Raw genomic sequence first — 25,475 nt, forward strand, 5'->3', positions numbered from 1 at the left:
AGAGAGGGAAGAGCTATGGCAAACGGGAATATAATACGCTTCGATCAGGTTACGAAGCAATTCGATGATGATACGGTAGTTCTCGATAATGTTAGTTTTGAAATCGAGAGAGGGAAGTTCTATACGCTCTTGGGTCCTTCCGGATGCGGGAAGACTACGATCCTTCGTTTGATTGCCGGATTTACGGAAGCCTCCAAAGGTGATATTTACTTTGAAGGAAAAAGGATCAATGATGTGCCAGCCAATAAAAGGCAAGTGAATACGGTATTTCAAGATTATGCACTTTTTCCGCATTTAAATGTGTTTGAAAATGTAGCATTTGGTCTTCGGATTAAAAAAATGAAAAACTCGGAAGTGGAAATAAAGGTGAAGGAAGCCCTCAGCTTTGTTAATTTGGAGGGTTATGAAAAACGGGAGATCAGGGAAATGTCCGGCGGTCAGCGGCAACGGGTGGCGATTGCCAGGGCGATCGTTAATGAACCGGAAGTCATCCTTCTCGATGAACCGCTATCTGCCCTCGATTTGAAATTGCGTACAGAAATGCAATATGAATTGCGGGAGCTGCAACAGAGGCTTGGAATCACGTTTATCTTCGTCACTCATGACCAAGAGGAAGCATTAGCGATGTCAGATGAGATTTTTGTCCTTAACAAAGGGAAAATCCAGCAAAGCGGGACCCCTACGGATATTTATGATGAACCGCTGAATCGATTCGTTGCCGATTTCATCGGCGAGTCCAATATTGTAAAAGGAAAAATGATTGAAGATTACCTCGTGGAATTCGTCGGCAGACAGTTCGAATGTGTCGACCAAGGATTGAACAGTAATGAGGCTGTCGATATTGTCATCCGCCCGGAAGATTTAGAGATTACTTCCATCAATCGCGGGAAACTGCAAGTTCGTGTGGACTCCCAGCTATTTCGCGGAGTTCATTATGAAATCAGCTGCTATGACCATGATGGAAATGAATGGCTTGTCCAATCAACGAGAAAAGTGGCAGTTGGGGATGAAATAGGTCTGTATTTCGATCCGGAATCCATCCATGTCATGAGATTGGGTGAAACTGAAGAGGAATTCGATAAGCGTCTGGAAGCGTATCATGATGGGGAAAGTCATGAAGAATAAAATATCCCGTAATATTTACTTCATACCATATGTCTTATGGATTGCTTTATTCGTTATCGCACCCATTTTGTTGATCCTTTACTACTCCTTCTTTGATATTGAAGGCAATTTATCTTTGATTAACTATCAAAAGTTCTTTACGCCAGTATATTTAAAAATGACTTTAAGCTCATTCTGGTATGCGTTCCTGATTACGGGGATATCCCTTTTAGTCGCCTATCCGACAGCATATTTGTTAACGAAAACCAAGCATAAGCAGTTATGGCTTTTGCTGATTATCGTGCCTTCCTGGATCAATTTACTTTTGAAGGCTTATGCCTTCATTGGTATCTTTGGCACGTATGGTGTGGCAAATGGTTTTCTGGAGGCGGTAGGAATCGGAAAGCAGCAGATTCTCTTTACCGATTTCAGCTTCATATTCGTTTCGGTTTATATTTTCATCCCGTTCATGATCTTACCGATATTCAATGCGCTTGATAAAATGAATCCAACCCTTCTGGATGCGGCCAATGACTTGGGTGCGTCCAGATGGATGACATTCCGCCGAGTCATTTTTCCATTGACGATAGATGGTGTAAAGACGGGATGCCAGGTAGTCTTCATCCCGGCACTTTCATTGTTCATGCTTACAAGACTGATTGCCGGTAACCGCGTCATTACGCTAGGTACGGCTATCGAGCAGCACTTCCTTGTAACACAGGATTGGGGAATGGGTTCCACAATTGCGGTATTTTTGATTATTATAATGTTCCTGATTATGTTTGTAACGGGTAACCGAAAGCAGGGTGTGTAAATTGGGCAATAAATTATCACCAATATCAAAAGCGTTTCTCGTTTTGATTTTTCTCATACTCTATGCACCGATTTTCTTTTTAGTCTTTTACTCTTTTAACAGCGGTGGAACGATGTATGACTTTAAAGGGTTCACGATGGAGTGGTACAAGGAGCTGTTCCAAGATACAAGGCTGTTGATCATTGTATTGAATACACTTGTGATTGCTTTATTATCTGCACTGATCGCAACGATCATCGGGGTGATAGGGGCAATTGGAATTCGGTCCTTTACGAGCAGCAAAGCTAAGAATACGGTATTGTCATTGAATAATGTATTGATTGTCAGTCCCGATGTGATCATCGGTGCTTCCTTCCTGATTTTATTCACGATGGCCGGGATCAAGCTTGGATTCTACTCGGTACTGTTGTCGCATATCGCCTTCAGTATCCCGATCGTTGTGCTTCTGGTCCTTCCGAAACTTCAGGAAATGAGCCCTACTTTAATTGATGCGGCACGGGATTTAGGGGCAAGCCGGTGGGATGTATTGACGAAGGTCATCCTTCCATACATCCTACCTGGTATTTTTGCTGGTTTTTTTATGGCATTGACTTATTCACTTGATGATTTTGCGGTTACGTTCTTTGTTACCGGTAATGGCTTCTCCACTCTTTCTGTGGAAATCTATTCATTGGCACGCCGTGGAATTTCATTGAATATCAATGCACTGTCGACACTGCTGTTCGTCGTGACACTGCTGTTGGTTGTCGTTTATTACTTTATAACTCAACGTGTAAGGCAAACGGGAATGGGGGGGAAACGATGAAAAGGCTTGTCCAAATGTTTTTGATCATCTCCCTCGTATCGGCTTTGCTTCTATATGCGATTTCAAGATTGAATTCATCGCAGGGATTTACGAGCAGCAATACGCTTACCATCTATAATTGGGGAGATTACATCGATACCGATCTAATCGAACGTTTTGAAGAAGAGACGGGCATAAAGGTCATTTATGAGACATTTGATTCGAATGAGGCCATGATGACAAAGATCGAACAGGGCGGTACGACTTATGATATTGCCATTCCGTCTGAGTATATGATCGATAAGATGAGGCAAGAAGACTTGCTCGTTCCCTTGGATCATTCCAAGCTTCCGAATTTGAAAAATATCGATGAGCGATTCATCGATCTGCCATTCGATCCGGAGAATAAATATTCCGTGCCGTATTTCTGGGGAACGGTTGGAATTGTTTACAATTCCAAGATGCTCGGTGGAAAGGAAATAACGGCCTGGGCGGATTTATGGGATAAAGATTTAAAAAATGAAATCCTTTTGACGGATGGAGCTAGAGAAGTGATGGGCATGGGCCTGAACTCTTTGAATTATTCATTGAATGATATAGATGAAGAACACCTTCAAGAGGCAAAATCCAAGCTAGATGCCCTCACCCCGAATATTAAAGCGATCGTCGGAGATGAAAGCCGCATGCTATTGGAAGCCCAGGAAGCGGCGATTGGCCTTGTTTGGTCGGGAGTTGCTTCTGAAATCATGGCTGAAAACGAAGATCTCGAATACGTTGTTCCAAAAGAGGGGTCCAATTTATGGTTTGATAATATGGTCATCCCGAAAACAACCAAAAATGTCGATGCTGCTCACCAGTTCATCAACTTCATGCTGGACCCGAAAGTTGCAGCACAGAACGCGGAATATGTAAGTTACTCGACACCTAATAAAGAAGCACTGAAATATATGCCTGAAGAAGTGGTGAAGGATGAACGTTTCTATCCATCGCCGGAACTGACGAAGAAACTGGAAGTGTACGAAAACCTGGGGAAGAAAAACTTAGCCCATTACAACGAACTCTTCCTTGAATTCAAGATGCATCGTAAATAACACACAAAAAAAAGCATGGTGTAGGAATTCCCTCCGTACACCATGCTTTTTCGTTGTAAGTTCGTCACACCTGTTTGATTAGATCCTAATCTTTGAGTGATTTTATCATCAGCTTCTTTTACTTTCCTGAACGGTTTCGAATCAATCTGCCAAATTGAGATGGAATATTACCTTTAGGATGGAATGGCCTTTACCCAGCTTTACCTTTTTCTTCGTTTTTTGATACCCTTTTGAACGAACGATCAGGATATACTTTCCTTGCGGCAGATCTTTAAAATGGCAGATTCCTTTTTTGTTTGTTTTTTTGGAACTGATTCGCATTCCGTTACTCGTGAGCAGCTCGACTTTAGCTCCCTTAATCGGCTTCTTCGTTGTCTCATCATATACTTTACCTGTAATAACCCTTTTGGAAAAGCTAAGCGGTACTAACTGGAAATCAAGGATAAGTTTTTCCCCTGATACAAGGGCAGATGTTTGTGAATGGTATTCGGGTGCAGATGCATGAACAGCGAGTCGGCCCTCCGGCAAGTTTTTGATTTTATATTTTCCTTTGCTATCAGTATATGTTGACGCGATTTTTTCTCCGGATTCATTAAATACTTCAATCAGCGCGTGGCTAATCTTGCTTTTATTTTTAGCGTCTTTTACTTTTCCTTTAATGGTTCCGAAATAATCCGCCGCATTGAGATAGAAGTTTACCTCTAGAATGGAATGACCATTACACAGATTCACCTTTTTCTTTTCTTTTTGATAGCCTTTTGAGCGAACGATCAGGATATACTTTCCTTGCGGCAGATTCTTATAATGGTAGATGCCTTTTTGGTTAGTTTTTTGGGAAGTGATTCGCTTTCCGTTACATGTGAGCAGTTCGACTTTAGCTCCCTTAATCGGCTTCTTCGTTGAATTATCATATACTTTTCCTATGATGACCCCTTTGGAGATGTTCAGCGGTTTCAGCTGGAAATCAAGGACAAGGTTTTCCCCTGGTTCAAGGGTGACGGTAACTGTCTCGGTAAGGTATCCTTTAGCACTTACGCGAACGGAATACGTTCCTGGGACGAGTGCCGTGATGACATATTTTCCATTTTCATCGGTTTTGCCGAATACGTTCAATTTAACAGCTTGATTGAATGCAGAAATCAAAGCGCAAGGAATCGGCTTTCCATTCTTTTCATCTGTTACTGTGCCGCTTAAGCTTGCTAGATCCATTGTGAGAAGGAGTGTTACATTCGTCGTTTCCCCGGCTTTTACAACGGCTTCCGTACTGCCGGTAATATATAATGAAGCCGAGGCCCTAACTGTATATCTGCCAGGTAACAGGCCCTGAACCTCAAAGAATCCCGAGGAATCCGTGGAAACTGCTGCAACAAGGACACCTTGACTATTCAGGATTTCAACTCGTGCACCTGCAATTGGCAGGTTGTTTTTAGCATTCCTTACCTGGCCTCGGATTGATCCCAGTCCAGAAGCTCTGATCAGCGAGATGTTTGCATTTAAATCGGACTCGCCAGCTTCAAGTGTCAGTGTTAGCTGAGCTTCGAGGTAGCCTTCTGCACTTGCGGAAATGTTATAAGTGTCTGGCTCCAGTCCTTCGAAGTAATATTGTCCATTACTGTCTGTAAAGGTAAATCCGACAAGCTCACCGCGACTATTATTCAGGTCAATTCTAGCGCCTGTAATAGGTGCTCCGGAAATGCTGTCCGTGACCGTTCCCGCAATCACGCTTGAGGACTCTGGCACGCGTCTAAGCTCAAAGTTAAGAACGTTTTCTCCAGCGCCAAGGTCTGCAGACGCTGTCTCAGAGAGGTATCCAGGTGCTGACGCACGAACCGTAAAGATTCCCTGAGGCAGGCCTTGAATGAGATATTCCCCGTTTTGATCAGTGAGTCCAAAGGCGATGGATACTCCGAATTCATCAAATACTTCAACTAATGCACCCACAATCGGCTGCCTTGTTTCTTCATCAATTACCGTCCCGGTTAAGTCAGCAGGGTTTGCCAATAAAGCAAAGTTAACAGCAGCAATGTCGCTCGGATTTAGAGAAATGGTTTGGGTCTGTGCCTGGAAGTTTGGATTCAAGGCAACCACTTGGTACGTTCCGGGTACAAGATTAGGAACGATGTAGCGACCAATATCGTCCGTTTGCGTCGTAACGACCACTACCCCTGAGGAGTTAATAACCCGTATTCTTGTGTCGGGCAGCGGTGCCCCCGTTGCCAGGCTGGTAATCGATCCCTGAATGGACGCTGTCTGCTGCAGAAGCAGGAAGTTAAACGAGACGGTCTGACCTGAAAAGACGATTGCGCTAAGTCCTTGTGCCCCGTAACCTGCTGCATTTGCAACAATGGATACTTCGCCTTGAGTGACTCCCTGAATGTTAAAACGTCCGTTGTTATCGGTTAGGACGGTTGCGAAAATGGGCCCAGATGGACTTTGATAGCGTAAGGTAACGGCTGCACCCTGTATTGGTGATCGTGTTTGTGCATTAAAAACGGTTCCGTTCACAACACCAAACGCATCATCCAACTGAACATTCAGTTGAGTGGTTTGACCGGCGGTTATGACTGCTCCGGCGGTCAGCCTTTCAAATCCGGAAGCATTGAAATCAGCACGATAAGTTCCTGGTGTCAGTCCTTCAATCCTGTATTGGCCGAAACTGTCCGTCAGGACACTTGCTGTAAGTCCATTGGTAAGATCATAGATTTGAACGGCCGAACCAGGTATTGGAATCAAGTTTCGGTCTGTCACGGTCCCTGTCAGGAATCCAGGGTTCGGACTAAGGGCAAGTGTTGTTTGTGTCGCAGTATTCGCTTGAAGTAAAACGGCCTTAGAATCGTTTCCGAAATTTGGCGCGGTTGCTGATACGATCACTGTGCCAGGCAGCAGGTTGGAAATTGTGAACGAACCATCCGCTCCGCTGGCTGCAATGGCCAGAACCTGACCATCGGTCGTGGATGCAATAACAATTGCACCTTGAACTGGACCGTCAGTCACATTATTCGTGACAACCCCCGTAATCGTTGCTGGTCCAGTCTGTAATAGAATGGTTACGTTTGTTGTAGTGTCAGCAGTAACGACCGCCCCAATCACCCCTGCTACAAATCCATTTGCAGATGCTGTGATGACATAGCTTCCAGGAGGAACCTGCGGGAAGGCAAAACTGCCATCTGAATGGGCGATTGCGGTAAAGATGAGTATTCCATTTTCGTCAAATAGAGATACTGCTACGGCAGTACCTACAAAAGGCTGCGCGAGATTATCAAGGACCACTCCTGCAATTGAGCCGAAGATACCTGTAAGGGAAACATTTGCTGTGGTCGTTGTGTCGGACTGAACTATAGCTCCAACTGTTCGTACTGCAAATCCTTGAGCCGTCACTGTAACGGTGTAGGATCCAGGAGGCAGATTTCCAATTGTGTACTGACCGTCAGGATCGGTTACAGCTGTCGCAATGATGATATCTCCCGCGCCTGCTATCCGAACAGTAACGACTCCACCTGTCACAGGATTTCCAAAAGCACCCGTTACGCTGCCTGTAATGGATCCAGGGTTTGCTGCCAAGGCAAAGTTGACTTCGGTCCTTTGTTCTCCAGTTGCAAGCGTTACTCCTGAAAGAACCGATTGGAAATTTTCTGCCGAAACTACCAGGGTAAAGTTCCCAGATGGAAGGTTGCCGATAAAATAAGTCCCATCCGGTCCTGTTTCTGCAAATCCAATAACCGTTTCATTCTGATCCAGCGCTTTGACGGAGGCATTGTTTATAGGCGTACCGAAAGCATCTGTCACAATCCCTGAAAGAGATGCAGGATTTGGCTGGAGGAATAGTGCGGCCTGTGTCTGCTGATTGGAAACAACCGTAGCGCCGGCTGATGCACTTGAGTAATTGAATTCTGCAGCAGTTACGAGATAGCTACCTGGCTCGAGCCCATTAAACGTATATGATCCCTGTTGATCCGTAACAGCAAACGCAATTGGTACCAAGCTCTGGCTAGGGTAAAGCTGGACCACTGCTCCAGGCACAGGCTGAGTTGTAACTGCATCACGGACAACCCCGCTGATGGACCCCGGACTTGCAAGCAGGGTAAAGTTTACCTCCGTTGATTGCCCTGGCTGAACGGCAAAGCCAGCTGTTGCTGACTGGAAATTTTGCTGAATGACAGAGAGAATATAGCTTCCTGCTGTAAAGCCTGTAATCAAGTAATTTCCGTTAACATCTGTCTGAACCCTTCTGACAAGAGCGCCTTGTAAGTCAAATAACTGAACTAATGCGCCCGGTATGCCAGCCCCTGCTTCGTCAGTCAATTGACCTTGAACAGCACCAGGGAGAGCGGCGAGCGTTGCATTGACTGCTTCCGTTTCGCCCGGATCAAGTCCAACCGTTGCTATTTCAGAACCAAAGGAAGGGGCACCGCTGAAAATGACACTATAGGATCCTGGAGCCAGGCCTGTTACTTGATAAAAACCATTGCTGTCTGTCAATGTTGTGGCAATGATTGGACCTGCAGGACTCAAAGCGCGGATAATCACACTTGCGCTTGGAATTGGTGCGCTGCCTTCTGGATTCGTTACACGGCCTTGAATAACTCCTGGATTGGGTGCTAAATCAACAGCTAAAACCGTGTCAGCATTAGGATTGATTTTAAATCCCCTAAGCTCGCTGCCGAAATTATTGGCATTGATGATTGCGGTATATTGGCCTGGTGCAAGATTTGGGAACGAGAAGTTTCCTTGAACATCCGTTACAATCGTTGTAATCAGTGTTCGATTTTCATCAAAAACCTGGAGAATTGCCCCTGCAATTGGAGCTTCATTTGCAGCGTTTTTCACTTGGCCCAGAACGCGGCCTGTAATTTGCTCTAAGGATAGAATCGTGTTCGTGACTTCTCCCGCATTTAAAATGACAGATAAAGCTTCATTGCCGAAACCTTGAGCCTGTGCAGAGAGTGTATATGTTCCAGGAGGCAAAGAAGGGAAGGAGAACGCCCCTTGTTCGCCGCTGAAGCTTGTTGCAATAATAACGCCGTTTGTTCTTGTTACAGTCAGGAAGGCGCCTGGAATTCCTGCTCCTGTTACAGTATTAACGACTGAACCGGATAACGTGGCAGGAGAGCTGGCCAAATTGACAGTTGTTGCTGTTTCCTGGCCTGCAAAAACGATTGAACTGACCGTATTCGCTCCATATCCAGGTGCTGAGGCGTTAACAAGATACGTTCCTGGAAGTAGGCCCGATACAAGGAATGTGCCGTCAGCCTGTGCAGTTAAAGCTTCAATTAAAACAAGATTTTCATTAAAGATTTTCACAAGAATATTCTGTCCGGTAATTTGCTGCCCCTGTTCGTCAAGAACAATTCCACTGATGCTTCCGGTTAGCGGAGAAAGAGCTGCATTCAATTGGATCGTTGTATCCGATACAATTTGCGCACCAATAATGGTAATGCCATATCCTTCTGCAGTGAAGACTGTACTGTACTGGCCTGGTGCAAGATTTTGGATGGTGTAGCTTCCATCTGTGTTTGTATAGCTGGAAGCCACAATGATCCCAGACGTATTTCGAACGACAACACTTGCTCCAGCTAGAGGGTTGCCTGTAGTTACTTCCGTTACAGTGCCGGTAAGTGAACCGGGATTTGCAGCAAGTGAAAAGTCTATGCCTGTTTGAACCTCCCCTGGTGAAAGGGTGATGGCTGCAATGAAAGTGCTGAATCCGCTAGCCGTAACAATGATATTGAGCGTAAAAGGCGGTAGTCCAGAAATGGTGTAAGTTCCATCTTCACTAGTGATACCAGTTCCAAGAACCGTTTCATTTCCATTCAACAATCTGACTGTCGCATTTGCAATCGGTGTACCATTAAGATCAGTTACAGTTCCCGAAACCGTTGCTGGATTTGGGGTAAGAGCCAGGTTGGAAGTTGCTTGTGCGTTTGCAAAAACCGTTGCCCCTACCGTGCTTCTGCCAAAGTTTGATAAATCAGCCGTAACTGTGTAGATGCCCGGTTTTATCCCGATAAACGTGTATTGACCCAGAGAATCAGTCATCGCACTCGCTATTGGCTGAAGCCCTTGAGACGGGAAGAGCTGAACAAAAGATCCTGCAAGAGGAAGACCCGTTTGGTTGCTCGTGACAATTCCCGTAATGGACCCCGGATTTGGCTGCAGCTGAATATTCAGTGTTGCTGTCTGACCGGAAACGATGGCTGCCCCCACCGTTTGCTGCTGATATTCCGTGTTTATGGCTGTAATCGTATAGGAGCCTGGCGGCAGGTTTTGGACACTGTACCTGCCGTCTGAATCGGTTTGACCTACAGATGTCAGCACACCATTTACATCAACGACTCGGATCAGTGTATTAACTAAAGGAAGCTGAGTCGCAGCATTTGTGACAATTCCTTGGATTGTTCCCGGGTTTGGAGGCAATGCAAGCTGAATAACAGATGTCTCTCCTGACGAAACGGTTGTAGAGCCCGCCTGTGTTCCAAAACCCGGATAACTTGCAAGTACGGTATAAGACCCAGGTGCAAGGTTCGGAATGGTAAAAGCACCATTTCCATCTGTCGCAGAGCTTGCCGCAATAGGGCCCGTCGGTGAGAACTGCCTTATCGTGATGCTTACTCCGCTAAGCGGCAGTCCTGTTTGCTGATTGATGATGGTTCCAGAAATCCTTCCTGGGTTCGGAATGAGATCAAAGTCCAGTAAGGTTTGAACATTGGCTGCGATTACTGTTTCCTGGACCACTGTTCCTAAATCGGAAGCGGATGCCACAACTCTGACGTTACCAGGTGCAAGATTATTCACTAAATACCGGCCATTTTGATCGGTTACAACAGTTGCTGCAAGTGCTCTTGTAAAATCAAATACCTGAACCGTCGCTCCAGATACAGTGTCTCCTGTCAGTGCATTTCTTACGGTTCCGGTTAAGGAACCTGCAACAGGGGAAAGAGCAAGTGTGACACTATTGACCGCTCCAGGTCCAAGCTGAACAGATACCGATGTTGAACCGAAGCCAGGCTTTGTCGCTGCTGCCGATACATTAACCGTATTCGGAGGCAGGTTCTGGATGGTGAATTGCCCGTTTTGATCGCTTATCGCATTTCCTGCGATGAGACCATTCAGGTCAGATACGGTTATAATGACACCTGAAAGGGGTGCCGACGTATCCTTGTTTATTACCAGACCAGTGATAGTGGCCGGATTTGGTGTAAGGACAATAGGAAGTGAAGTTGTCTGGTTAGCTGTAATATTCACACTGGCAACTGAGGTCGCATAGTTAGGAGCCGTAATTTGAACAAGGTATGTTCCAGGGGCAAGATCGATAATGGTAAAAGTGCCGTCAAAATCTGCAAGCAGCGTTTTTATAAGAATGCCGTTAATATCGAATACTTGAACAGCAATGTTTGATCCTGTGACAGGATTGCCTGCAGCATCTGTCAGAGTGCCGGCAACCATTCCTGTTTCCGGGGGCAAAGCAATATTAGCTGTGGCCGTCTCATTTGCAGAGACAATGGCGCCAACTGTGATGGCTCCAAAACCTGAAGCTGTTCCGACAATGGAATAGGAGCCAGGTGCAAGGCCTCTGATCAAATAGTTGCCGGCAGCATCAGTTGTATCGGAAGTAATGATGACGCTTGTGCCGCCTACTGTTCGGACAACTGCAATTGCCCCTACAATCGGATCTCCTGTGTTTGCATTTGTGATCTGGCCGCTGATGGTTCCAAATAGCGGAGTGAGTTCAATATTAACGTTTGGTATTAACTGTCCCGGTGTGACAGTAACGGCGGTAAGAGTCGCAGCGAAATCAGGAGCGGATGCGATAATCGTTAGCGTTCCAGCAGACAGGTTACCAATCGCATAAATACCTTTTTCATCTGTGATTGCTGTTCCGAGAACCGTCTCATTTTGATCAAGAACTCTTACCGTTGCATTTGTCAGCGGAGTGCCGCCTGGTCCGGTAATGGTTCCAGTGATCGTGGCAGGATTAGGAGCAAGCTGGATGATGATATTCGTTGTTTGATCAGCGAATATGACCGCACCGGCTCCTCGTCTTGAATAATTGGATGCTGAGGCCACGATGTTATACTCCCCAGGAGCAAGCCCAGTCACTGAAAATTGCCCGTTTTGGTCAGTCACTGTTTGCGTTATTGCCGTTACTCCCTGAGAAGGAAACACAAGCACAACAGCTTCAGCAATCGGCCCGCCGGAGAACAGATCCGTTACAGTACCTGTTAAAACTCCGGGATTTGGAGAAAGGAACACATCCAATTCCGTAACTTGTGCAGGTAAAATATCAAAGCCGATTGCCAGATTTTGATAGCTTTCATTCAAGACGAAGAGCGTATAGGAGTCCGCAGGCAGCCCTTCAATCACGTAAAAGCCTGATCCATCTGTTAGTGCCTCATCCACAAGCGTGCCGTCACGGCGAATGACCCGCACAGTTGATCCGGGAAGCGGGACATTTCCATCTGTGCTTCGTACGGTTCCCTGAATTGTACCAGGTGTCGGGGTAAGGCCAATCATCACATCGGACACTTCGTTGGCAAAAACGACAGAAGATGCTGCCTGTGTTCCAAAAGCCGCGGCCTGTGCAACAACTGTATATGAACCCGGCGGCAATCCGGTAACAAGAAATGTCCCTTGGGCATCCGTCACAGCCGTTCCCGCCACTGGACCGGCAGGGGAGAACTGGCGGATGGTGATAGCGGCACCAGAAATAGGATCGGATGTCTGCTGATTGATGATCGTCCCTGATATCGCTCCTGGCAAAGTGGCAAGGGATACCGTTATTTGTTCTGTTTCTCCAGGATTCAGATTAACGGTTTGGACATCCAGAGCAAATCCAGGCTGGGAAACAGCAATTTCAACATTGCCAGGAGGCAAATTAGTGAGCTGGAAATTTCCGTTTACGTCTGTAACAGTAGAGGCAATAAGCTGACCATTTACAGATGACGTCACGACAGCCCCTTGAAGAGGTGTATTCATTCCCTGGATCAGCACTTGCCCGATCACCGAGGCCGGGTTAGGGGCGAGCTGAATATCAAGTGCTGTTGTCTGATTGGCTTCTACCACTGTTGTAACGGTACTAGCTGAATAGTTTGGCGCTTCTGCAACAAGATTGTACGTTCCAGGTGCAAGGTCCAGAATTCCGTATGTTCCATCAGACTGCGCTGTCACGGATTTGATCAGTACGCCATTACTATCAAACACTCGAATAAACACATTTCCGCCTGTGATTGGATTGCCGTTCCCATCCCGGATGTTTCCTGAAATGCTTCCTGTGTCTGGTAGCAGGGCGAAATTGGCCGCTGCTGACTGGTTGCTTGCTACAGTAACCGTTTGTGTTTGTTGAGCAAAACCTGATTTCGTTACTGTGACTGAATAAACTCCAGGAGCAAGATTTTGCGCCAGGTACTTCCCGAATTGATCTGTATTTACCGACTGAACAACAGCACCGCTGTTTCCCTGAAGACTTCTGATGGCCACTGTCGCTCCGGCAATCGGTGCTGCAGTCGAGGAGTTCGTGACCTGGCCGGTGATTGAACCTGGATTTGCCTGCAGGGCAAGATTGATTCCTGTCAATTCCTGAGCAGCCACAACCGTAACTCCTTGAAGAGCTGTGCCGAAATTAGGAGCAGATGCAACAACCGTGAAGGTTCCGGGCGCAAGATTTCCAATCGAATAATTTCCATTTAAATCTGTAGCACCGGTGCCGACCACATTTTGATTTTGATCCAAAACACGTACAGTGGCATTTGGGATTTTATTTCCGGATAAATCCGTGACTTGCCCGGAAATGACTGCCGGAAGAGGCGTCAACTGGATGGCAACGGATGTCGTACCGTCAGCGATTACTACTGCCCCGACTGTGACAGACCCAAAATTGGATGCAGTGGCCACCACGCTGTAGTCACCCGGTTCAAGACCAACAATTGTAAATGTTCCGTTTTGGCCTGTAACAGCTTCTGCGACAGGGATAATGCTTTCTGACGGGAAAAGCTGAACGGCTGCACCCGAGATTGGCAGTCCTTGCTGGATGTTGGAAACTGTACCTACAATAAATCCAGGATTGGGGCTCAGCGATGCATTTAATATCACCGTCTGATTAGATTCAACAGTAAATCCAAGTGTTTGGCGCTGAAACCTTTCATTTATGACCACAAGTGAATATGTTCCAGTATCCAGCCCTTCTATGCGATAAACCCCGCTTACATCTGTTTGGGAGACTGCCAAAATGCTGCCGAACGAATCAATGACCCTGATAATGGTGTCAGGAAGGGCTGTGCCTGTTTGTGTGCTCGTAATCGTCCCTTGAACAATTCCGGGATCAGGCGGGAGATTCAACAGCACGGAAGTTGTTTGGTTTGATTGCACAAAAGCAGAAGCTGCCTGAGTTCCAAAGTCATTCTGTGATGCGATGACTGAATACGTTCCAGGTGCAAGATTAAAAACAGTAAAATCGCCTTGTGCATTTGTTGCCGTTGTTGCAAAGACTGGTCCCGCAGGTGAAAATTTCCTGATGACGATGCTTGCACCTTGTATAGGTGCACCTGTCTGCTGGTTATAAATCGTTCCTGTAATGACACCGGGATTTGGCGGCAGGGTAAATTCTAGAGTTGTGACGGCATTCGAGCTGACAATCGCATCTTGGGTAACGAAGCCGAAACTTTCCGCTGCAGCGATTACACGGTATAAGCCAGGCGATAGATTCTGAACTTGATACTCCCCATTCTGATCTGTCAGCACTGTTGCAACGAGAGCTCTCGTAAAATCAAATACTTGCAGAACAGCACCTGCAATCAGGTCGCCTGTTAAAGCGTTTGTTGCCGTTCCGGACAGAGTGCCCGGGTTTGGAGTAAGAGACAATGTTGTTGCTTCTTCTTCTCCAGGAGAAAGCAAAATCGCTTTTGAATCAGCTCCGAAATTTTGTGCAGAAGCTGAAATCAACAGAGTAGCCGGCGGAAGATTCGGAATGGAAAAGCTTCCATCGATTCCGCTTGTTGCAGATGCTATTATAATGCCATTTATATCTGTCACCGTTACCACTGCCCCGCTGATGACATTCCCAGTTCCCGCATTCAGCACCTGTCCTGTAACTGCTGCGGGATTAGGTGACAGTGAAATGTTCGTTTGTGTGGTCTGATCCGAAACAACGACGGCGCTTGCCATTGCTGCGGCAAAGTTTGGTGCTGTGATGATAAGGGTGTAGCTGCCAGGCAGCAGATCTAATACAGAATAAGTACCATCCGATTGAGCAAGTAGGGTTTTGACAAGCGATCCGTTTTGGTCATAAACCTGCACCTGGGTGTTCATTCCAAGAATCGGACTTCCCTGAAGATCTGTCAAAACACCAGAAATGGAACCGGTATTTGCCCGCAGCTGCAGATTCGCAGCTGTTGTCGTGCCGCTAAACACGATTCCGCCTACAGAAACTGTTCCAAAGCCGGTTTTTGAAACGGTGACTGTATAGGTACCGGGTGCAAGGCCTGTAATGAAGTAAAATCCATTTGCATCCGTTACATCATTTGCCGCAATCACCCCTGTGCCGCCAGTCAGCCGGACTACGGAAATGGCTCCGGCAACCGGATCCCCTGTTTGAGCATTTGTCACACGCCCTGTAAGACTTCCAGGATTCGGAGTCAGAACAAAATTGATATTTTCAAGGAAATCTCCAGGTATTAACGTAATACCGCTTAGCCGACCGGCAAACGTATCCGCCGAAATGATGATCGTATGTGAGCCCGGAGGAAGGTTTCCAATCACATAGCTGCCGTTTTGATCGGTAAGGGCACTGCCAAGAACGACTTCATTTAGATCAATGACCCTAATGCTTGCATTAGGAATGGGGGTTTCGCCTGTGCTTGTGACGGTTCCGCTGATTGTCGCTGGATTAGCTATCAGACCAATATTGGCAACTGTTGACTGGTCAGCGAAGACGATGGCCCCGACAGCGCCCCGTGCATAGTTGCTTGCGTTTGCTGCAACAATGTATTCGCCTGGAGCAAGCCCTATAATTGTATAGTTTCCATTTTGATCGGTAAGAGCATTTGCAATTGGAAATAGACCTTGTGATGGGAATAGCTGAACAGAAGCACCTGCTAAAGCTTCACCAGTCTGCTGGTCTGATATCCTTCCTGTAATCGCACCAGGGTTGGGCGACAGAGCCAGATTGACTGTTGTTGTTGTATTGGTTGCAGCATTGAACCCGATAGTATCTCGCTGGAAGCTTGGCGTAATTCCGATCAGCGAGTAATTTCCCGGTGCCAGGCCGTCTGCAAAATAGATTCCATTCTCGTTTGTCTGAACCTCGCGGATGATCGTTCCATTGTTATCCTGTATTCTTATTAATGCTCCTGCGAGAGGCTCGCCTGTTTGGGAGTTCGTCAATGTACCCTGTACTGCCCCGGGGCTTGGAGTCAGTGAAAGCGTAATGCTTGATTCGGTGTTGGATGAAACAAAAACCGAGCCTGATTGTGTGCCGAAGTTCGAATCTGATGCAATAACAGTGTAAGCCCCCGGTGCCAGATTATCGACAGTGAATTGCCCGTTTTGATCGGTGGAGGCTGAAGCAATGACCGGTCCTGTCGGAGAGAACTGACGGATCGTGACAGATGCTCCAGAAACGGGATCTCCAGTCTGCTGGTTGAAAATCGTCCCTTGAATTGATCCAGGATTAGGCGGTAGGAAGATATTGAGAACCGTTTGCTGATTGGCTGCTATGGTTGATTCCTGTACGGTAGAGCCGTAATTTTGAACAGAAGCAATGAAACGGTACACACCCGCTGACAGATTTTGAACTTGGAAGTTTCCAAAAGCATCCGTTACTGCTGTAGTAATCAATCCCCTAGTAAAATCAAACACCTCTACCGTCGCACCTGCAATCGGTCTTTGTGTATTGGCATCAAAGATAGTTCCAGACAATGTGCCTATTTGAGATTCCAGAGAGACTGACGTGTTTATTGTTTGGCCAGGCACAAGATTAATAGCTTGGGAGAAGCTTGAAAAATTGTCCGCTGAAACAGAAAGATTCAAGGATTGAGCTGGCAGGTTTTCTATAGAAACAAAGCCGTTCACATCCGTTACCCCAACCCCTGTAACTGAACCGTTAGGGAGTGCCGCTGTCACAACAGCACCTGCAAGCGGCAAACCTGTGTCCTGACTTGTTACAGTCACATTCACTGTTGCCGGATTTGGCAGAAGAACAGGATTCAGTGAAGTGGTCTGTTCAGAAATGACCGTGCTGCTGAACGAACCTGTCGCAAAGTTTGGTGCTGTTACCGTAACCTGATAGTTTCCGGGAGCAAGCCCGTTAATAATAAATGTGCCATCTGAATTGGCAAGAACCGTTTTGATTAATTGCCCGTTTTGATTTAAAACTTGAAGCTGGAGGTTATTGCCGGTAATCGGATTTTCCTGGGGATCTGTGATTGTACCCGCAATTGTTCCTGAAAGAGGCGTCAAGTTAATTGGAGCTGACGCTGTGGCATCACTGACAATGGTCACTCCCACTGCTGCCGTTCCATACCCATCTCGAATGGCTGTCACGGTATAAGATCCAGGAGTAAGATTAAATAGGTTCCTGCCGCATCAGTTGTTGCAATAGCAACAACGATCGAGATAGCACCTGTTTTCCGGACGACAATATTCGCTCCAGCTATTGGCAGGTCTGTCTGCTGATCTGTTACGGTTCCGCTCACAGAACCTGGATTTGTCGTGAGCAGGGCATTCAGGACAGCCGTTTGTCCGGAAGCCAGGTTAATGCCGATGATTTGCGTTCCAAATCCCGATGCTGTAAGGATGGCTGTTTGAGAGCCTTGAGGCAAATTCCCGATCGTATAATTACCGTTCTGATCGGTTACTCCTGTGCCAAGGACCGTCTCGTTTTGATCGACAATTCTAATAGTCGCTCCCCCAACAGGATCGCCGCCATCTTGTGTAATCGTTCCTGATATGGTCGCAGGATTAGGTGTCAGTAGCAGGTTCGTGACTGTCCCAGTATTCGGGAACACTGTTGAACCGGCATTTCCTCGCGCATAGTCTTCTGCATTTGCCGCGACAATATATTCCCCTGGTCCGATACCGCCGAAAGAATATTGGCCATTCTCATTCGTCACGGCGTTTGTAATCGGAAGCAGGCTTTGAGCGGGGAAGAGCTGAACAACCGCTCCTTGAAGCGGCGTACCCCTGAGAGCATCTGCAATGGTTCCTGAAACGCTTCCCGGATTCGGTTCAAGCACACTGTTAACTGTAGCCGTTTCACCAGCCCCCACAACCACACCTATGGTACGGCTTTGGAAATCGTCATTTATAAAGACAATCGTATACGCTCCTGGTGTTAAACCGGGAGCAAGATAAGCTCCGCTGATATCTGTCTGAACAACTGCGGTTAAAATTCCATTGTCATCAATTACGCGAACCTCCGTATTGACAAGCTGATCCCCGGTTTGGGCAGAAGTAACCGTTCCTGTGACTGCACCGGGATTTGGCGGAAGAGCAAGAGCTGCATTAGTCACCAAGCTGGACTGAATGCTCACCGTTGCAGTTTGAGCGCCAAAATTCGGATTTGCTGCAGTGACCGCATAGGTTCCCGGATGCAGATTCAAAACGGTAAATTGTCCGCTGCTGTCGGTTGCTGTTGTTTGAACGACTGGACCAGTTGAAGAGAAGAGGCGGACAACGATTGCCGCACCAACGATGAATGTTCCATTCTGCTGATTGACGACAGTCCCGAAAATAGAACCGGGATTAGGTGTTAACTCGAAACTTGAATTTATTGTTTGAGCGGAGAACACTTCTACATCCTGAACTTCAGAACCGAAATTTGCTGCGGTAGCAGTGATTCGGTACATGCCGGGGGAGACATTATTAAATTGATAGAAACCAGAACTGTCTGTGGTAAGGGTGCCAACAAGTGCACGCGTACTGTCGAATACTTGAAGAACTGCCCCTGCAATCGGATTCCCTGTTAACTGATCTGTAACAAATCCACTTAGTATGCCAGGATTAGGTGTTAAGCTTAGTGTAGTGGAAAATTTCCCGCCAGGTGTTAAAATGACCGATCGCGAATCTGTTCCGAAAGCAGGTGCGACTGCTGAAACCACAAGTGACGTAGGCGGCAAACCAGGAATGATAAAGCTGCCGTTAGCATCGGTAATGGTATTTCCGATTGGGAGTCCGTATAGATCCGTAACCGTAACAATCGCACCGGCAATTGGCGGCCCTGTTTCAGCATTGATAACCTTGCCAACTGCGGTACCTGGATTCGGTGTAAGCGGAACGGAGAGTGTGGTTGTTTCATTTGCACTTACGGTTGCTCCAGCCAAAAGTGCTGCATAGCCTTCTGCAAGAATGGTTAATTGATAGGATCCGGGTTCCAGGTTGTTAATAAGAAAGGTTCCGTCCGACTGGGCATTAAACGTCACCAATAAGCTGCCGCTTTGGTCAAAAATGCGGACCTGGATTGGAATATTTAGTAAAGCATTTCCCTGTATATCCGTTACCATGCCAAAAATGGAACCAACAAGACGAGGCAGGCTAATATCCGCCTGTGTTGTCTGATCGCTTAAAACAATGGCTCCAATAGTGGCCAGGCCAAATCCTTCGGCTGATTCTGTGATTGTGTAAGAACCAGGCTGGAGGCCACTGACGAAATAGTTGCCCAGCACATCCGTTGACGTTGAAGATACAGCAACGGGAACACCCGCTATTGTACGAACTACTGCGATGGCTCCTGTTATAGGCTGACCGGTGTCGGATGCTGTTATTCTTCCCGCGATGCTGCCTGGATTGGCTGCAAGCACAAAGTTAACATTTTCCACAAGCTGCCCCGGGGATAAAATAACGCCGCCAAGCTGGGTAGCAAAACCAGGTGCAGTCACAATAATCTGCTGATTGCCCTGCGGGATGTTTGTAATGGAAAACACCCCAAATTCATCTGTCACGGTTGTTCCGAGGACCGTTTCATTCTGATCCAGAATCCGGATCGTTGCGTTGATAATCGCTTGACCCAGCTCTGAAGTGACAGTACCTGATATTGTCGCAGGATTCGGATTGAGTACAATGTTCGAAGCGGCAGAAGCATTAGGACGAACCGTTATACCTGTGGAAGAGGATGAATAATTTTCATAGGAAGCGACCAGTATATACGTCCCTGGTGCAAGCCCGTCTAATGCATAGCGCCCGGTCCCGTCTGTTACAAGCGAAGCAATTGGATTCAGGCCAAGTGCAGGGTAAACAAGAACGGAAGCACCAGCGAGCGGAGTAAATGTTTCAGAATCAAATACAAGCCCTGAAATTTCCCCGGGATTCGCAATAAGGGATGCATTAATGACCGTGGTCTGGTTTGGCTCGGCAGTAAAACTATACGATTGTGACTGAAACTCATTATTTGTAAATAATATCGTGTAATTTCCCGCAGTAAATCCGCTGATCTGATAAAAACCGTTAATACCCGTTTGAGTCTGAGTCACTAAGATTCCAGTTTCATCGATGAGCTGTACAAGTGTATTGGCCAGAGGAGTACCAGTGTCTGTGTCGGTAACTGTTCCCTGTACTGTTGAAGGGAGCTGAGTCAGTGCAAAATTCAATGTCGCCGTTTCACTTGGAACAAGTGTCACGGATGAAGCCTGGGAACCGAATTCAGGATCAAGCACTATGACGGTAAAAGTACCCTGCGGCAGATTCGGTACAACATAAAACCCATTTGAATCTGAAGCGGTTGTCGCAATAATTGGGCCTGCGGATGTGAACTGGCGGACAATTACGCTTACACCTGGAAGCGATTCGCCCGTACCCGCATCTGTTATTTGCCCCTGTATTTGAGACGGGTTTGGCTGAAGGGCAAAGCTCGCTGTTGATTGTGTACCAGTTAATATAGTGAAGCTGATCGTTTGACTGGTGAAACCTTGAGCATTTGTTATTGCTGTATATTGACCGGGTGCAAGGCTTGGTGCAGTAAATTCGCCTTGTGCATTCGTTACGACTGTTACAACATTGGCACCTGTCTGATCAAAAATCTGCACACTCGCCCCAGGAATTGCATCGCCATTTTCCCTGTTCACTACAAAACCGGAAACATTGCCTGGGTTTGGAGTCAGGGAAAGGGCTGTATTAACCGTTGCACCTGCGGTCAATTGAACGGCTACAGAAGCTGTTCCGAAGTTTTGTGCATCGGCAGCTGCAATAAAGGAGCCGGCCGGAAGATTTTCAATGATGAACATGCCGTCAAGATTTGAGGTTCCCCGGCCTACCAATATTCCAGTGTTCGGATTGATTACGGATACTTGAACACCAGAAATTCCAGCGCCAGATTGCTGGTTTAGCACTTGCCCTGTCAATGTTGCAGGAGACGGCAGCAATGAAATAATCGACTGAGTTGTTTGATCTGCCAGAACTTGAACGCCAACTGCGGCTGATTGAAAACCCGGTGCCGTTGCATTAAGAATATAGCTTCCGGGGCGTAAGTCAAAGAAGGCAGAAGTGCCATCAGGCTGTGCAACTACGGTTTGAATCAGAACACCATTCAGGTCGAACAGTCTGACCTGCAGGTTTTCTCCTGTTATAGGATTCCCGTTTTGGTCAGTCAGCAGACCGCTAATCGAGCCTCTTAATTGCGCAAGAGCAATATTCGCTGTGGTAGTTGTATCACTGACGACGGTGGCGCCGACGGTTCTTGTTCCATAATCATCAAGAAACGCTGTGATGGTATAACTTCCAGGAGCTAGACCCAGAACAAGGAAATTGCCATCCGGACCGGATGTGACAGTTGCTGCAAGAATGCCTGAACCAGTTGCCTGACGAATGACAACAGCAGCACCTGCCAGCGGCGAATTATCAGTTTCATTTGAAACCAGTCCGCTTAATGCTCCTGGATTTGGCGTAAGAATGAGGTTGACATTAGGCACATCTCCTCCTGCTTGAAGTGTGATGCCCGTCACGGCAGTTCCGAAGTTTGGAGCTGATGCAATCAAAGTAAAAGAACCAGGCGGAAGGTTTCCGATTGAAAAAGCGCCAAATGAATCCGTACCAGCCGTTCCAAATACTGTTTCATTGGCATCCAAAACACGTACGACTGCATTAGAGACCGGTTCCCCATTTGTGTCGAGAATAGAACCGCTGACCACAGCAGGATTTGGATTAATCGTCAGATCAATTGTTGTGGCTTCATTTGAAACCACAACGGCTCCTGCTGATTCTGTCGTATAATTTGGAGCTGAAGCAGTCACAATATAGCTTCCAGGAGCCAGGTTCAAATATTGATAGTTTCCAATATCATCAGTAAATGTGCTTTGGATGAAAACACCCTGACTTGTATAAAGCTGGACAACTGTATTTTGCAGGGTAGGGGAGATTGTTCCTATAATCGAACCTGGATTCGGAACAAGGCTTACATTAACGACCGTTGTGGTATCAGCTGAAACTATGGCTCCCGCAATATTGGACTGAAAGTTTGCTGCACTGACAACGACATTGTAATTTCCTGGAGGCAGTCCTTCAACGGTGTAATTGCCCTGACTGTCTGTAAAAACAGATCTAATCTGAATATTGTATTGGTCAACGACGCTGACCAAAGCACCTGAAATCGGATCGGTCCCGCTGTCAACTGTGCCGGAAATAAATCCGGGATTAGGTTCAAGCGATATGCTAAGATTCGTCTGACCGCCCGGCGGAACAGTAACGGAAGCAAGATTTGTCCTATAACCTGAAGCAGAGGCTACAATGGTATAGGTTCCGGGAGCGAGCTGATCGGCTTGGAAGTTCCCTTGCAAATCAGTGAATAACGTTGAAACTACAGCACCATTTGCATCCAATATACGCACTTGAATCTGCGCCCCGGAAATCGGGACGCCAGTCTGCTGGTTGATAATCGATCCTGTAATCGTGACTGGATTGAACGCGAGGAGGAAATTCAAAGTTGTTGTTTGATTGGAAACGATTAAAGCACCTTGGCCCTGTGTTTGACGATCCATGCTGGAAGCCGTGACAAAATAGCTTCCAGGAGCTAATCCCGAGACAGTATAAATCCCATTTTGATCCGTGACAGAGCTTGCTATAACAGCACCGCCATTTGAAGTCCGGACACTTATGAAGGCGCCTGGTATAGGGGCTGTGCTTGCATCAGTGACCGTTCCCGTTAAAGTACCCGGTTCTGGTGCAAGAGAGAAGGTGGCTGTCGTCGTTTGGAATTCAATTATCTGAGCTCCTTGAACCTGGGATTGAAAGTTTTCCGCAGTAGCTGTGATCGTATAATTTCCGGGTGCCAAGTTAGAGATGGTATAATCCCCGGACTGATCTGTGCTGACAGAAGCAACTAAATTGTTATTTAGAAAGACATTTACAACTGCTCCGGCAATAGGACCGCCCTGATTATCCGTAACTGTACCGCTGTTTGCCCCGACAATGCGGTCCAGTGCTGTGTTCAATGTTGTCGTTGTATTTGGCTGAATGGATGAGCCGACTGTCTGACTGGCGTAACCTTGCTGGCCAAATGTAATGGTATAGGTTCCCGGGGATAAATTCGCTACAACATATTGTCCTTGTCCGTCAGTGATGGTCGAAGCAACTGCTGTTCCGCCTTGATTAACCAAGTTGACAGATGTTCCTGCCAGCGGAGCCCCTGCTGAATCAGTGACCGTTCCGCTGATTGTTCCGGGCGAAGGCTGCAAGACGACATTTTGAGTAGATGTCATTCCTGCTGCAACAGTAAAACCAAGGATTCCCGATTGGAAATTCTGAGCGGTAACTCTGAGCTGATACGTTCCAGGTGCAAGCTGATTAACGGTATATATCCCCTGTGCATTAGCAGTTGTTGTGGCAATCAAGTTATTTCCAAGGTCCAAGACTTCCACAAGTGCACCCTGGACTGGTGTACCCCCATCTGCCGCAATGGTGCCTGTAACGGTACCGGGCGAAGGAGCGAGGGTGAAGTTTTTCAATGTGGTCTGCCCCGAGACAACCGTTACACCATGTGCCTGGGATTGAAAGTTTGGTGCACTTGCTGTTAACGAATATTGACCGGGAATGACATTTGGAATGGTGAATTGACCTTGAGCATTACTTGTGACGGTTGCAATGACGGTGTTGAATTGATCCATTAAATTCAGCACTGCACCTGAAATAGGCACACCGCCTTGGGCGGTCACATTTCCAGAAAGGGCTCCTGGGACCGGCTGCAAAATAGCATTCACGGTTTGTGTCTGACCGGCTGCAACTGTCACGGTTTGAGTTAATGATGCAAAACTTGCTGCCGTAAATGTCAGGTTGTATGTGCCTGCAGTGATCTGGGTAAAACTGTAATTTCCTTGTGCGTTCGTCGTCGCTGTACCGACAAGGACACCGTTTAAATCACGCAATTGCACAGTGACACTGCCGAGCGGCAGCCCCGTTTGGCCGGAAGTTACTTGCCCTGTAATAGCTGAGGCTGCCGTTACGTTGATATTATTGAATGCAGTAGCATTTGCAAGCTGCCCCCCAGTCTGGTCATCGATACCGGATGCTGAAACAGTATTGAGTCTTCTCGTTCCGGATGAAGTAAATGCCCCGTTTACGCTATAGGTTAACGTAACCGCTTGACCAGCGGGGAGATTTCCAATATTCCAAGAAAGCGTCCGCTCTGCTGCATTAAAAACAGCTTTGCCTGAAGAAACAGCGATGTTTGTTACAGCAGACAGCTGATCGATGCCGAAAACATCTGTTAAACTAACCGATCTGGCAAGTGAGAGTCCTGTATTTGTAACGGTGACCGTCTGATTCCATGATGACTGCCCGCCAGTTAAGACAGATACGGGTCCGCTAGTAATTGTCTTTGATGCAGCCAGTTCAGCCCGGATATCCACCTCATCAGGTTTCACAGAATTCGTCAGCGTATTAACAAACTGAAATCCTTCTGATGTCCGCAGTGAATCTTTATTATAGTTGTTCGCATTCGCAGACGAGAAAATAATGAAACGAAGCGATGACAGTGTTGTAATGCCCAATGTCTGAAAAAATTGATCTGCCGGAAACTGATAATCAATAAAATAATCCGGATTCCCGCCGAAATTCGACCCGTCATCCGACAGGGTCACTCTGGCTACATCAAAATTGACAATGGGTATCCTTAAATTTGGTGCACCGCGGCCATTCGTTCCTTCAGCCGGATCATTCCATGAGTTGAATTGTTGTTGAGTGTTTTGGATCAAGTTAATCGAGCTATCAGAGACCATTTAGGCCGGCAAGCCAATCATAAACCCCGGAAGTGCCAGTCGTATTAATCAAAAACCCCCATGCGAAAGTTGAAAATCCCGTTTTCTGTGAATTCCTCGGATCGCCATTCACACGGATGCGAAAATAAATTACGTTCCCATCGTACGCCATATAAGCCGCTGGAAACTGAGTATTCCCTACTATATCGGTCGAAACTGGAGATTCATCCCCGACCACATCAAAAATGGGCTGACTGCCCAATAATATCGGCTGAAACTGTGTATTGGCAGGAAAGGCCATTCATGTTACCTCCTTGAAAAAACATCATCACTCTAGAGTATCGGGTAGACAAAATGTTTATGATTAATATATTTGAGTCGAATAAAGGGGAGGAGTGTAAAGCCGCTGCGGCTTTTACAGGCTATAGAGCATTTCTGGAATGATGCAATCTTAAAAGCCTATGACTTCATTGGCATTTTTGATACATATGGTATAGCTGATGTTTTATCGA

The 25,475-nt window shown here is 46.8% G+C and carries 7 protein-coding genes; 4 read left to right on the forward strand and 3 right to left on the reverse strand.

Annotated elements, in window-relative coordinates; genetic code table 11:
• Window positions 1-15 precede the first annotated feature (15 nt).
• The 4 genes from ABC374_RS26735 to ABC374_RS26750 are packed head-to-tail and all read left to right on the forward strand — an operon-like array spanning window position 16 to window position 3,793.
• Window positions 16-1,125, forward strand: a complete 1,110-nt coding sequence (locus ABC374_RS26735; RefSeq protein WP_101225687.1) for an ABC transporter ATP-binding protein — start codon at window positions 16-18, stop codon at window positions 1,123-1,125.
• Window positions 1,115-1,918 carry an ABC transporter permease gene (locus tag ABC374_RS26740; RefSeq protein WP_101225717.1) on the forward strand — a complete coding sequence of 268 codons (804 nt, stop codon included), beginning with the start codon at window positions 1,115-1,117 and terminating at the stop codon, window positions 1,916-1,918. The genes ABC374_RS26735 and ABC374_RS26740 overlap by 11 nt, the downstream gene beginning before the upstream one ends.
• 1 nt (window position 1,919) lies before the next feature.
• Window positions 1,920-2,723, forward strand: a complete 804-nt coding sequence (locus ABC374_RS26745; RefSeq protein ID WP_034304873.1) for an ABC transporter permease — start codon at window positions 1,920-1,922, stop codon at window positions 2,721-2,723.
• The gene (locus ABC374_RS26750; RefSeq protein WP_144480945.1) at window positions 2,720-3,793 is read left to right on the forward strand and encodes an ABC transporter substrate-binding protein; all 1,074 of its coding nucleotides are present in this window, start codon (window positions 2,720-2,722) and stop codon (window positions 3,791-3,793) included. Before ABC374_RS26745 ends, ABC374_RS26750 begins: the two co-directional genes overlap by 4 nt.
• A gap of 141 nt (window positions 3,794-3,934) precedes the next feature.
• On the opposite strand, the gene ABC374_RS26755 is transcribed toward ABC374_RS26750, so the two are convergent.
• Genes ABC374_RS26755 through ABC374_RS26765 form a run of 3 tightly spaced genes read right to left on the reverse strand, consistent with a single transcriptional unit; the run spans window position 3,935 to window position 25,264 of the window.
• Window positions 3,935-17,326 (reverse strand): carboxypeptidase regulatory-like domain-containing protein, encoded by a 13,392-nt coding sequence (locus ABC374_RS26755; protein ID WP_413020171.1) that lies wholly within the window; start codon window positions 17,324-17,326, stop codon window positions 3,935-3,937.
• Window positions 17,323-24,984, reverse strand: coding sequence for a carboxypeptidase regulatory-like domain-containing protein (locus tag ABC374_RS26760; protein WP_413020172.1), 7,662 nt, complete (start codon window positions 24,982-24,984; stop codon window positions 17,323-17,325). The genes ABC374_RS26755 and ABC374_RS26760 overlap by 4 nt, the downstream gene beginning before the upstream one ends.
• Entirely contained in the window at window positions 24,974-25,264 is a 291-nt protein-coding gene (locus tag ABC374_RS26765; protein ID WP_413020173.1) for a hypothetical protein, read from the reverse strand. The genes ABC374_RS26760 and ABC374_RS26765 overlap by 11 nt, the downstream gene beginning before the upstream one ends.
• Window positions 25,265-25,475: the final 211 nt, after the last annotated feature.

The organism is Peribacillus phoenicis (assembly GCF_047238085.1).
GTDB lineage: Bacteria > Bacillota > Bacilli > Bacillales > DSM-1321 > Peribacillus.